The following is a 12,645-nucleotide window of genomic DNA, read 5'->3' as shown; positions in this document are numbered from 1 at the left end:
ATGTCGCCCGTCGACGACGTCGAACTGCCCGGCCGCAAGCTCGGCCGGGCCGGACTGCTGCTCGCCCAGATCCTGGTCCTGGTGCTCTTCGCGGCCCTGGCCGTACGGCTGTGGTACCTCCAGATCCCGATGTGGGACCACTACCGCGAGCTCGCGGTGGCCAACCACCACCAGCAGCTCCTCGTCCCCGCCACGCGGGGGCAGATCCTCGACGCCACCGGCCGCCCGCTGGTCAACAACAGCACCGAGCTGGTGGTCTCCGCCGACTACCACGAGATCATGGGCATGGACGACGGCGGCGAGAAGGTCCTGACCGACCTGTCCGAGGTGCTCGACGTCCCGCTGGAGGAGCTCCAGAAGCGCATGCGCCTGTGCGGGCCCGAGGTGAGCCGCCCGTGCTGGCCCGGCTCGCCCTACCAGCCCGTCACCCTGGCCGACGACGTGGAGCCGTCCGTCGCCCTCCAGATCATGGAGAGCGCCGACCGCTTCCCCGGGATCAGCGCCCAGGCCCACGCCGTGCGCGAGTACCCGCAGGGCGAACACGGCTCCCAGATGCTGGGCTACCTGCAACCGGTGACCCAGGAGGAGCTGGAGGCCCGCGAGGACCTGCGCACCCAGTTCACCGGCATCGACATGGTGGGCCGCGACGGTGTGGAGGCGGTCTACGACGCCCAGCTGCGCGGCACCGCGGGCAAGCGCGTCCTGGGCGTGAACAACCACGGCGAGGTCATGGAGGTCATCTCCGAGGCGCCGCCCGAACCGGGGATGCACCTGGTCACCCACGTCGACCTCGGCGTGCAGAAGATCGCCGAGGAGGCGCTGGCCGAGGGGATGGCGAACGCCCGGCCCCGCTACAAGGCCGACTCCGGCGCCGCCATCGTCCTGGACGTGCGCACCGGCGGCGTGGTGGCCATGGCGAGCCTGCCCACCTACGACCCCGCGATCTGGCGCGGCGGCATCGACCAGGAGACCTTCGACGAGATGCTCAGCGAGGAGGCGGGCGAGCCGCTGCTCTCCCGCGCCGTGCAGGGCACCTACCCGCCGGGTTCCACGTTCAAGGTCTCCTCGCTCGCGGCGGCGGCGGAGAACGGCTACTCGCTGCGCAGCACCTACGCCTGCCCGGGCTCGGTGAACCTGGCCGGGCAGAACTACGAGAACTACGAGGGCCAGGGCCAGGGGGCGATCAGCCTCCACGAGGCCATCGTGGTCTCCTGCAACACCGTCTTCTACAACTTCGGCTACCAGATGTGGAAGGACGACGGCGGGCTCTACCCCGACGGCGAGGCCGACGAGGCGATGGCCGAGATGGCCAAGGGTTTCGGCTTCGGCTCACCGACCGGGATCGACCTGCCCTACGAGACCTCCGGGCGCATCCCAGACCGCGAGTGGAAGCGCACCTTCTGGCAGGAGACCCGCGAGAACAACTGCCACCGGGGCGAGCACGGCTACCCCGACGTTGCCGAGACCGACCCGTCGCGCGCCGCCTACCTCAAACTGCTGGCCTACGAGCAGTGCGTGGAGGGCTTCCAGTGGCGGGCCAACGAGGCCGTCAACTTCGCCATCGGCCAGGGCGACGTCCTCGTCACCCCGCTCCAGCTCGCCAGCGCCTACGCGGCCGTCGCCAACGGCGGCACGCTCTACGAGCCGCGTATCGGCAGGGCGCTGGTCTCCGCCGACGGGACGGAGGTGCGCGAGATCGAACCGGTCGTGCGCGGCGAGCTCCCGGTCAGCGACGAGACGCTGGAGTACCTCCAGACCGCGCTCACCGCGGTCCCCAAGGAGGGCACCGCCCGCGGCGCCTTCGCCGGGTTCCCGCAGGACCAGGTGTCCGTCGCGGGCAAGACCGGCAGCGCCGACGTGGAGGGGCGCCAGGTCTCCTCCTGGTTCGCCTCCTACGCGCCCGCCGACGACCCGCAGTTCGCCATCGTCGTCCTGGTCTCCCAGGGCGGTACCGGCGGTACGACCTCGGCGCCCATCGCGCGGGCCATCTACGACGGCATCTACGGGTTCGACTCCCCGGCACAGGGGGCCGAGGCCGAGGCAGACGCGTCCGGCGGCGCGGAGCCGCTGATCCCGGGCGGCGCGCCGCCCGAGCAGCTGCCCGACGTCCGTCCCGACGGTTCCATCGACCTGCTGGATCGGTAGCCATGAGCACCTACATGGGGGCGCCCGGGTCACGGAGCGCCGAGATCGGACGCAGCGCGGCGGGCCTGGCGCGCCGGCTGGACTGGACGCTGGTCGTGTCGGTGGCGGCCCTGTGCGCCATCGGCACGCTGCTGGTGTGGTCGGCGACCATCCCGGGCGACGGCAGCGACCCGCTGGAGTCCACCGAACACCTGGGCCGCCACCTGCTCCACCTGCTGGTGGCGTGGGCGCTGTGCCTTCTGGTCGCCGCGGTGGACCACCGCACGATCCGCGCGTACGCGCCGATCGTCTACCTGGTCACGGTGGTCGCGCTGGTCCTGGTGCTCACCCCGCTCGGCGAGGTGATCAACGGGTCGCGCGGCTGGATCGTGGTCGGCGGTTTCCAGTTCCAGCCCAGTGAGCTGTCCAAGGTCGGTCTGGTCCTGGTCCTGGCCACGCTGCTGGGGGAGCCCCGCGACGGCGAGGCCCGGCCGATGACGCGGGACGTGGTGTTCTGCCTGGTGGTCCTGGCGGTGCCGCTGGCACTGGTGATGTCGCAGCCGGACCTGGGAACCACGCTGGTGCTCGTCACGATCTTCCTGGGCATGCTCACGCTGTCGGGCGCCCCGATCGTGTGGGTGGCGGGCATGCTGGCGTGCGGGGTGGTCGGCGCGCTGTGCGTGTGGTGGTTCGACCTGCTGGAGCCCTACCAGCTGGACCGCATCGCCACCCTGATGGACCCGACCGCCGACCCGCAGGGCGCGGGGTACAACTCCAACCAGGCGCTGATCGCGGTGGGGTCGGGCGGGTTCAACGGCACCGGGCTGTTCCAGGGCGAGCAGACGCACGGGCAGTTCGTGCCCGAGCAGCACACCGACTTCATCTTCACGGTGGCGGGCGAGGAACTGGGCTTCGTGGGATCGGTGGTGGTCATCGGCCTGTTCGCGCTGATCCTGTGGCGGATCCTGCGCATCGCCCAGGGGTGCGAGCAGCCCTACCCGCGCCTGCTGTGCGTGGGCGTGGTCGCCTGGTTCGGGTTCCAGGCCTTCATCAACATCGGGATGGGGCTGGGGGTCGTACCGGTGACGGGTCTGCCGCTGCCGTTCATGTCCTACGGCGGCACCGCGATCGTGGCCAACATGGTCGCCCTGGGGCTGGTGCTGGGCGTCGACTCCCGGGACCGGGGCTTCGCCTAGGGACACGGACCACGACACCGGTGGGGCGGGCACGGCGCAGGCGCCGGTGCCCGCCCCACCGCCGTGCGGAGGGCCGATCACGGCGGGGGAGCGGCGCGGCGCCGGGGGCCGGCCCGGGTCGGGTCCCGACCGGGCCCGTGGACGGAGCGGCCCGGAGCCCGTGGCGCCGGTAGCCTGGGAACATCCGCGCGGGTGCGCTCCACGCGTCACCGCGCCGGCCCCCGCGACGGCGGGGGTCCACGCACACCCGACACGATGTCCGCCGAACGAAGGCCCACACCATGTCCGTCGAAAGCCTCTTCCCGCGGCTGGAACCCCTGCTGACGCAGGTGGCCAAGCCCATCCAGTACGTCGGTGGCGAGCTCAACTCCGTGGTCAAGGAATGGGACGAGACCCGGGTGCGCTGGGCGCTGATGTACCCGGACGCCTACGAGGTGGGAGTGCCCAACCAGGGCGTCCAGATCCTGTACGAGGTCCTCAACGAGCGCGAGGGCGTGCTGGCCGAGCGCGCCTACGCGGTGTGGCCGGACCTGGAGAAGCTCATGCGCGAGCACGGCGTGCCCCACTTCACCGTGGACTCGCACCGGCCGCTGGCCGCCTTCGACGTGCTCGGGCTGAGCTTCGCCAGCGAGATGGGCTACACCAACATGCTCACCGCGCTGGACCTGGCCGGCATCCCGCTGCGCGCGGCCGACCGCACCGCCGACCACCCGGTCGTGCTGGCGGGCGGGCACTCGGCGTTCAACCCCGAGCCGATCGCCGACTTCCTGGACGCGGTGGTCCTGGGCGACGGCGAGGAGATCACCCTCGCCATCACCGAGATCATCCGCGAGTTCAAGGAGGAGGGCGAGCCCGGCGGGCGCGACGGCCTGCTGCTGCGCCTGGCCGCGACCGGCGGCGTGTACGTGCCCCGCTTCTTCGACGTGGCCTACCACGAGGACGGGCGGATCGCCTCCTACACGCCCAACCGGCCCGGGGTGCCCGGCACGGTGCAGAAGCACACCGTGATGGACCTGGACCAGTGGCCCTACCCCAAGAAGCCGATCGTGCCGACCGCCGAGTCCGTGCACGAGCGCTACAGCGTGGAGATCTTCCGCGGCTGCACGCGCGGCTGCCGGTTCTGCCAGGCGGGGATGATCACCCGGCCGGTGCGCGAGCGCAACAAGGAGACCGTCACGAAGATGGTCGAGGACGGCGTCGAGGCCTCCGGCTTCCAGGAGGTGGGGCTGCTGTCGCTGTCCAGCGCCGACCACAGCGAGATCGGGCAGATCGCCAAGGGGCTCGCCGACCGCTACGAGGGCACCAACACCGGCCTGTCCCTGCCCTCCACCCGCGTGGACGCGTTCAACATCGACCTGGCCAACGAGCTGACCCGCAACGGGCGCCGCTCCGGCCTGACGTTCGCGCCGGAGGGCGGCAGCGAGCGGATGCGCCGGGTGATCAACAAGATGGTCACCGAGGAGGACCTCGTCCGCACCGTCACCGCCGCGTACGCGGCCGGGTGGCGGCAGGTGAAGCTGTACTTCATGTGCGGCCTGCCCACCGAGGAGGACGAGGACGTCCTGGCCATCGCCGACCTGGCCACCGAGGTGATCCGGACCGGCCGTGAGGTGACCGGGCGCAAGGACATCCGCTGCACGGTGTCCATCGGCGGGTTCGTGCCCAAGCCGCAGACCCCGTTCCAGTGGGCGGCGCAGACCTCGCACGAGGCCGTCGACGCCCGGCTGCGCAAGCTGCGCGACAGGCTGCGGGGCGACCGCAAGTACGGCAAGTCGATCGGTCTGCGCTACCACGAGGGCCGCCCCTCCATCATCGAGGGCCTGCTCTCCCGGGGGGACCGCAGGGTCGGCCGGGTGGTCGAGGAGGTGTGGCGCTCGGGGGGCCGGTTCGACGGCTGGAGCGAGCACTTCTCCTACGACCGGTGGTCCGGGGCCGCCGAGGCAGCCCTGGCCGACCTCCCGGTGGACGTGGACTGGTTCACCACCCGCGAGCGCGACGAGGACGAGGTCCTGCCCTGGGACCACCTGGACGCGGGCCTGGACCGGTCGTGGCTGTGGCAGGACTGGCAGGACTCGCTGTACGGCGAGGAGTCGCTGGAGGTGGACGACTGCCGCTGGAACCCCTGCTACGACTGCGGTGTCTGCCCGAGCATGGGCACCGAGATCCAGATCAACGCCCCTGCGGAGGGCCGCCCGCTGCTGCCGCTCAACGTGGTCTAGCCGGCCGGGCGCCGGTCGCGGGGCGGACCCCGCCCCGCGACCGGGGGGCTCCGGCCACGGCGGCGTGCCGCGCGGGCCCGGGAGGCTTCCGAGCGGCGCCGGACACGGAAGAACCCCTGGTCCCACCGGTCGTCGGTGGGGTCAGGGGTTCTGGCGTCCGTGCCGGGGCGGGGGTCGGCTCATGTGCCCCGGGAGGGGGTGAAGTAGGATTTCGCGCTCCGGGCGCTCTCTCGACCCTTGGGGGGAGCGGCCCGGGGGAGGAAGGTGTACGGCCCGGCGCCCCGCTCGCGCCGGGCCGTACGTGTAATAGGACTCGCGGGCTACGCGGGGGGTTGCCATCGGATCCAGATTTTCTTCGGATTTTTTTCGGCGAACCCCGCGTTCTGGTGGTGAACACGGCTCCAGTGTCCGCTCCGACCGCTCGGGGACTTTTCGATCGCAGGTCAGTGGGGGAGATACCGGTATGCGTAGTCCTGCTGGCGCATGTGCACCACGGCGCACCGTACGCTGAACAGGACGAGGAACAGCCCCTTCAGGTCGCCCCGCCGACCGCACCAGGGGGCATGAGGAAAGGAGTTGAGCTGCCCCCCGCATCCGAGGGCACCACCTCACCCTCCACCGCCAAACCCGGACAACGGCTTCGCGTCCACTACGCCAAGCGCGGACGCATGAGGTTCGCCAGCCACCGCGACATCGCCCGGGCTCTGGAGCGCGCCCTGCGCAGGGCCTCCGTACCCGTGGCTTTCTCCGCTGGCTTCTCGCCTCACCCCAAGGTCTCCTACACCGGCGCGGCCCCCACCGGGGTCGCCAGCGAGGCGGAGTACCTTGAACTCACTCTGGCCGAGCACCGTCCGCCCGAGAGGGTCCGAGCCGACATCGACGCGGCCATGCCCCAGGGCATCGACGTCGTCGAGGTCGTCGAGGCCCGACATCCCGGGCTGGCCGACCGGCTCCAGGCCTCCGAGTGGCGTGTGGAGATGGCGGGCGTCGACCCCGACGACGCCGCCAGGGCGGTGGCCGCCTATCTGGCCGCCGACAGCGTCGAGGTGGAGCGGATGACGAAGAAGGGCCGTCGCCGCTTCGACACGCGGCCGGCGGTGGTCCGCATCGACGTGTGCGCTGACTCCCTCGGGCGCGCCCCAGAGGAACATCACACGACATATGCCATACTTCGGATGGTCGTACGGCACACGACACCTGCTGTTCGACCGGACGACGTGCTGACCGGCCTTCGCCACGTGGCCGACCTCGCGCCGCCGTCATCTCCGATGATGACCCGGCTGGCGCAGGGGCCGCTGGACGAGACGACAGGTGCGATCGCGGACCCGCTCTCCCAGGACCGGCCCGAAGCCCACACGAGCTCCGGACCCGCGGACGACAACGCGGAGGAGCGGCGCGAAGACGCACCACGGCCGTCAACGCCCATGGCGGGACCGCGCGGATGAGCGGCCCCGAAGCGGGGAACATGGGCGACACCACAGGACTTTGCCCCGACGGCGCCCCGGCGCCGCCGGCGCTGACACAGCGACGACAGTTCTCGTGAGCCGCGCCGCCGACCGAGAGGTCGCGGCGCGCCCGAGGACTCTGACGGGAGACCGCCCGGATGCTCGACAACGAGCCCAACAACGGTGCCGACGGCACCGCGGGTACAACTGAAACAACCGACAACACGGCGGCGGCGCCCCCCGCGGGGGGCGGTGAGGTGCGCGTGACCACGCCCGCGCCCGCCAAGGGCGTCCGCCGCGCCGCCGGACCACCCCCCGAACCCGACGACGTCTTCACTCCCCCCTCCGCGCCCGTCACCTCCCTCGCCGGTTCCGGTGAGGGGGGCACGGTCAAGACCTCGGTGGCCACCACCTCGCGTAGGCGCACCGTGCGCGCCGCGGGCCGTCCCGACGAGGACGCCGCCCCGCGCCGTTCGCGTGCCTCCGCTGACGAGGACGCCGCCCCGCGCAGGGCCCGCGCCTCCGCCGACGAGGACGCGGCTCCGCGCCGTTCGCGCGCCTCCGCCCCCGCCTCGGAGGACACCTCCCCCTCCACGGCCAGGAGCCGGGGCCGTTCGCGCTCCCGCTCCGCCGCGGCCGCGGAGACCGCCGGGCCCGCGCTCTCGGAGGCAGCGGAGGAGCCCGTCAAGGACGAGGAGACCGTGGAGGCGGGCGGCGGCAACGTCTTCCAGGCCCCCTCCATGCTCTTCCAGCCCCCGGTGGCCAGCGCCGCCCCCGTGCCCGCCCGCGGCACCGCCCCGGCGGAGGCCGATGAGGACGCTCACGAGGAGTCCGAGGAGGAGACCGCCCAGGCCACCGGCGCGGAGGAGACCGGCGACGGGGACGACGACCGCCCCAGCCGCCGTCGCCGCCGTCGCGGAGGCCGGGGACGCGGCCGCTCCCGCGCGGACGAGGACGAGGCCGCCGAGGCCCCCGAGCCCGCCGAGGACAAGGCGGAGCAGCGCGCCGACAAGGACCGGGGTGAGGACGACGGCGCGGCCGACGAGTCCGCCGAGTCCGACGACCGCAGCAGCCGCCGCCGGCGCCGCCGTCGCCGCCGTTCCGGCGGGGGAGACGGTCCCGAGGCCACCTCGGACGACCCGCCCAACACCGTGGTCCGGGTGCGCGAGCCCCGCCAGGAGAAGCCGATCGAGGACGAGGTCCAGGCGGTCCGCGGCTCCACCCGGCTGGAGGCCAAGAAGCAGCGCCGCCGCGAGGGCCGTGAGCAGGGCCGCCGCCGCGCCCCCATCGTCACCGAGTCGGAGTTCCTGGCCCGGCGCGAGTCGGTCAAGCGGGACCTGGTGGTGCGCCGCGTCGAGGACCGCACCCAGATCGCCGTCCTCGAGGACGACATCCTCGTCGAGCACTACGTCGACCGGGCCACGCACCGCTCCTACGTGGGCAACGTGTACCTGGGCCGGGTGCAGAACGTGCTGCCCTCGATGGAGGCCGCGTTCGTCGACATCGGCAAGGGCCGCAACGCCGTCCTGTACGCGGGCGAGGTCAACTGGGACTCCTTCGGCCTGGACGGCCAGCCCAAGCGCATCGAGTCGGTGCTCAAGTCCGGCCAGTCGGTCCTGGTGCAGGTCACCAAGGACCCCGTCGGCCACAAGGGCGCCCGCCTGACCAGCCAGATCAGCCTGCCCGGCCGCTACCTCGTGTACGTGCCCGGCGGCTCGATGACCGGCATCAGCCGCAAGCTCCCCGACAAGGAGCGCGCGCGCCTCAAGCAGATCCTCAAGAAGGTCATGCCCTCCGGCGCGGGCGTCATCGTGCGCACGGCCGCCGAGGGCGCCAGCGAGGAGGAGCTGGAGCGCGACATCACCCGTCTCGCCAAGCAGTGGGACTCCATCAAGCGCAAGTCCAAGTCGGCCAACGCCCCCTCGCTGCTCAACAGCGAGCCCGACCTGACGGTGCGGGTCGTGCGCGACGTGTTCAACGAGGACTTCTCCAGCCTCGTCGTGTCCGGTGAGGAGGCCTGGACCACCGTCCACGAGTACGTGGACTACGTGGCCCCCAACCTCTCCGAGCGCCTCTCGCACTGGAACGAGGACCGCGACGTCTTCGCCGCCTACCGCGTCGACGAGCAGATCAACAAGGCCCTGGAGCGCAAGGTCTGGCTGCCCAGCGGAGGCTCGCTGGTCATCGACCGCACCGAGGCCATGACCGTGGTCGACGTCAACACCGGCAAGTTCACCGGCCAGGGCGGCAACCTGGAGGAGACGGTCACCAAGAACAACCTGGAGGCGGCCGAGGAGATCGTCCGCCAGCTCCGGTTGCGCGACATCGGCGGCATCATCGTCATCGACTTCATCGACATGGTCCTGGAGTCCAACCGCGACCTGGTGCTGCGGCGCATGCTGGAGTGCCTCTCGCGCGACCGCACCAAGCACCAGGTGGCCGAGGTGACCTCGCTGGGCCTGGTCCAGATGACCCGCAAGCGGGTCGGCCAGGGCCTGCTGGAGGCCTTCTCGCACAGCTGCGAGCACTGCAACGGCCGCGGCCTGGTGGTCGCCAGCGACCCGGTCGAGAGCAAGGGCGGCGGCAACGGCAACGGCCGCAAGAAGAAGAAGGGCAAGGGCGAGCCGGACCAGGCCGCCGAGAAGTCGGAGAAGGCCGAGAAGCCGTCCTCCGACAAGCCCGAGAAGGCCGACGGGGCCGACAGGCCGGAGAGGGCCGAGAAGGCGGGCGATGACGCCGACGGGTCCGCCGAGGCGGACGCGGAGCGGACCGAGGAGGCCTCCGAGGCTCCGCAGGCGGCCGAGGCCCCGGCCCCGGAGCCCGCCAAGAAGACCCGTAAGCGGGCCTCCCGCTCCCGCAAGGCCGAGGCCGCGGCGGAGGAGCAGGAGGAGATCACCGCCACGGAGGAGGCCCCTGAGGCCGCGGAGCCCGAGCAGGCCGTGGAGGCTCCCGAGGAGGCCCCGGCCAAGAAGACCCGCGCCCGGCGCACCACCCGTCGTACCGCCCGCGCGGCGGCCGACACCGGTGAGGCCGAGGCCGCGGGCGGTGAGAGCGTCCCCGCCGAGGCGGACGCGACCGCCGCCGAGACGCCCGCCGAGGCCGGTGACGACGAGGCCGCCGAGCGGCCCAAGCGTCGCCGGACCCGGCGCACCAGGGCGGCGGCCACCCCGCCGACCGCCGTGGACGCGGGCTGATTCAGGGGCGGTAGCCCCGCCGTGGTCCGGACCGGCGCCAGCCCGGTCCGGACCACGGCACGTGTACAGGCCCGTGGCGGGCCGATGGTAATCTGAGGGACGGTGCGTCGGCGCGCTATGCCACCACAATCGCGCGCCCCGACACCGAAGTGCTCTCCACGCAGGGTTTGTTTCCCTCGGATCCCCGCGCCCCGCTACAGGCGATCAGTGGATCGTGGAACGAGGCACCTCCCCGCCCACACGGGGATGGGCCTCCCGGCCGATCTGGGCACAGGTGCGGTCGGACCCGGACCCCGGGCTCATGTCTCGGGGATGGTCCCGAGCATTATTCGTTGAGCGAGCAGGAAGAGAGTTACCCGGTGTACGCGATCGTGCGAGCGGGCGGCCGACAGGAGAAGGTGTCTGTCGATGACGTCCTGAACATCGACAAGGTCTCCGACGAGACCGGCGCCACCATCACATGGCAGCCCATCCTCGTCGTCGACGGTGACAACGTCATCAGCGACGCCGACAAGCTGAGCGGCTACTCGGTCAGCGCCGAGGTCCTCGGTGAGACCAAGGGCCCCAAGATCAACATCCTGAAGTACAAGAACAAGACCGGTTACAAGAAGCGCCAGGGTCACCGCCAGAAGCACACCCAGGTGCGCGTCACCGGCATCGCGGCGAAGTAGGAGGCCTGGAAGAAATGGCACACAAGAAGGGCGCTTCGTCCAGCCGTAACGGTCGTGACTCGAACGCCAAGCGCCTTGGCGTCAAGCGCTTCGGCGGCCAGAGCGTCTCGGCTGGTGAGATCCTGATCCGTCAGCGCGGCACCAAGTTCCACCCCGGCGCCAACGTCGGCCGCGGTGGCGACGACACGCTGTTCGCGCTGGTCGCCGGCGAGGTCAAGTTCGCCAGCTTCCGCGGCCGCAAGGCCGTCAACATCGTTCCCGCCGCCGCCGAGTAGGCACGCGCGCGGACGTTGTACAGGGCGGGCCAGGGAACACTGGCCCGCCTCTCGCGTTGTCACTGGATGACGCGTGTGTGTCCAGGCCCCCGCTCGGGGGCCGGAGAGTAACGGGGAGAGCTATGCCTGACTTCGTCGACGAGGCGGTCTTGCACGTCAAGGCCGGGAACGGCGGGCATGGCTGCGCCTCCGTGCACCGTGAGAAGTTCAAGCCGCTGGGCGGTCCGGACGGCGGCAACGGCGGCCACGGCGGGGACGTCGTCCTGGAGGTCGACACCCAGACCGCGACCCTGCTGGACTACCAGCGCCGCCCGCACCGCGCCGCCGGCAACGGCACGCCCGGCCAGGGCGGCCACCGCGCCGGGGCCAAGGGCGAGGACCTCGTCCTCAAGGTGCCCGACGGCACCGTGGTCAGCCGTATGGACGGCGAGGTCGTCGCCGACCTGGTCGGCCACGGCACCCGGCTGGTGCTCGCCGAGGGCGGTCACGGCGGCCTGGGCAACGCCGCGCTGGCCACCAAGCGGCGCAAGGCCCCCGGCTTCGCCCTCAAGGGCGAGGAGGGCCAGGGCTTCGACGTGCGCCTGGAGATGAAGACCATCGCCGACGTCGGCCTGGTGGGCTTCCCCAGCGCGGGCAAGTCGTCCCTGATCGCCGCCATGTCCGCGGCCCGCCCCAAGATCGCCGACTACCCGTTCACCACCCTGGTGCCCAACCTGGGCGTGGTGGAGGCGGGCAACGTCCAGTACGTCATCGCCGACGTGCCCGGCCTCATCCCGGGGGCCAGCGACGGCAAGGGGCTGGGCCTGGAGTTCCTGCGCCACATCGAGCGCTGCTCCACCCTCCTGCACGTGCTGGACTGCGCCACCTACGAGCAGGGCCGGGACCCGGTCAGCGACCTGGAGGCACTGGAGGCGGAGCTGTCCGCCTACGGCCGCAGCACCGGCGTGGACCTGTCCGACCGGCCGCGCCTGGTCGCCCTGAACAAGGTGGACGTCCCCGAGGCCCGCGAGCTCGCCGAACTGGTCACCCCGATGCTGGTCGAGCGCGGCTACCGCGTCCTGGAGGTCTCCGCGGCCTCCCGCGAGGGGCTGCGCGAACTGTCCTTCGCCCTGGGCGAGCAGGTGGCCGCGGCCCGCGAGGCCGCGCCGCCTGCGGAGCCCACCCGGGTCGTGATCCGCCCCCAGGCCATCGGCGACGCGCCCTTCCAGGTGGTGCCGCTGGGCGGCAACGCCTTCCAGGTGCGCGGCGACAAGCCCGCCCGCTGGGTGCGCCAGACCGACTTCTCCAACGACGAGGCCGTCGGCTACCTCGCCGAGCGGCTCAACCGCCTCGGCATCGAGGAGCAGCTGGCCAAGGCGGGCGCCACCGAGGGCGCCGAGGTGCACATCGGCACCGAGGAGGACTCCGTGGTCTTCGACTGGGACCCCTCCACGGACGCCGAGGTCGTCCCGTCCGGCCCGCGCGGGTCCGACGCCCGGCTGGGCTGACCCGCGCGGGGACCGACGGCCCGGCCGACAGGCA

The 12,645-nt window shown here is 72.1% G+C and carries 8 protein-coding genes; all 8 read left to right on the top strand.

Translation table 11 applies throughout. The annotated features are described in order from the left end of the window. The 8 genes from mrdA to obgE all read left to right on the top strand — a co-directional run bounded on the left by mrdA (position 1) and on the right by obgE (position 12,611). A complete protein-coding gene (gene mrdA / locus ACSTA4_RS22055; protein WP_444964241.1) occupies positions 1-2,145 on the top strand; it encodes a penicillin-binding protein 2 in 2,145 nt (714 codons plus the stop codon). A 2-nt stretch (positions 2,146-2,147) separates the two neighbouring features. Then, positions 2,148-3,320, top strand: a complete 1,173-nt coding sequence (gene rodA / locus ACSTA4_RS22050) for a rod shape-determining protein RodA (protein ID WP_444960845.1) — start codon at positions 2,148-2,150, stop codon at positions 3,318-3,320. Between the two features lie 281 nt (positions 3,321-3,601). Further along, complete coding sequence (locus tag ACSTA4_RS22045) at positions 3,602-5,539, top strand: TIGR03960 family B12-binding radical SAM protein (protein ID WP_444960844.1); 1,938 nt, start codon at positions 3,602-3,604, stop codon at positions 5,537-5,539. Positions 5,540-6,207: 668 nt separating this feature from the next. Then, positions 6,208-6,984 (top strand): TIGR03936 family radical SAM-associated protein, encoded by a 777-nt coding sequence (locus tag ACSTA4_RS22040; RefSeq protein WP_248774648.1) that lies wholly within the window; start codon positions 6,208-6,210, stop codon positions 6,982-6,984. Between the two features lie 158 nt (positions 6,985-7,142). Continuing rightward, positions 7,143-10,178: an Rne/Rng family ribonuclease gene (locus tag ACSTA4_RS22035; RefSeq protein WP_444960843.1), complete on the top strand. Its 3,036-nt coding sequence runs from the start codon at positions 7,143-7,145 to the stop codon at positions 10,176-10,178. A 359-nt stretch (positions 10,179-10,537) separates the two neighbouring features. After that, the gene (gene rplU / locus ACSTA4_RS22030; RefSeq protein ID WP_416027324.1) at positions 10,538-10,849 is read left to right on the top strand and encodes a 50S ribosomal protein L21; all 312 of its coding nucleotides are present in this window, start codon (positions 10,538-10,540) and stop codon (positions 10,847-10,849) included. A gap of 14 nt (positions 10,850-10,863) precedes the next feature. Continuing rightward, positions 10,864-11,124: a 50S ribosomal protein L27 gene (rpmA, locus tag ACSTA4_RS22025; RefSeq protein WP_047869455.1), complete on the top strand. Its 261-nt coding sequence runs from the start codon at positions 10,864-10,866 to the stop codon at positions 11,122-11,124. 122 nt (positions 11,125-11,246) lie between these two features. Continuing rightward, a complete protein-coding gene (gene obgE, locus ACSTA4_RS22020) occupies positions 11,247-12,611 on the top strand; it encodes a GTPase ObgE (RefSeq protein ID WP_019609599.1) in 1,365 nt (454 codons plus the stop codon). Positions 12,612-12,645: the final 34 nt, after the last annotated feature.

Source organism: Nocardiopsis sp. M1B1, from assembly GCF_052466615.1.
The sequence above is the reverse complement of the archived record's forward strand: the minus strand, read 5'-3'. Positions and strand labels throughout refer to the sequence as shown.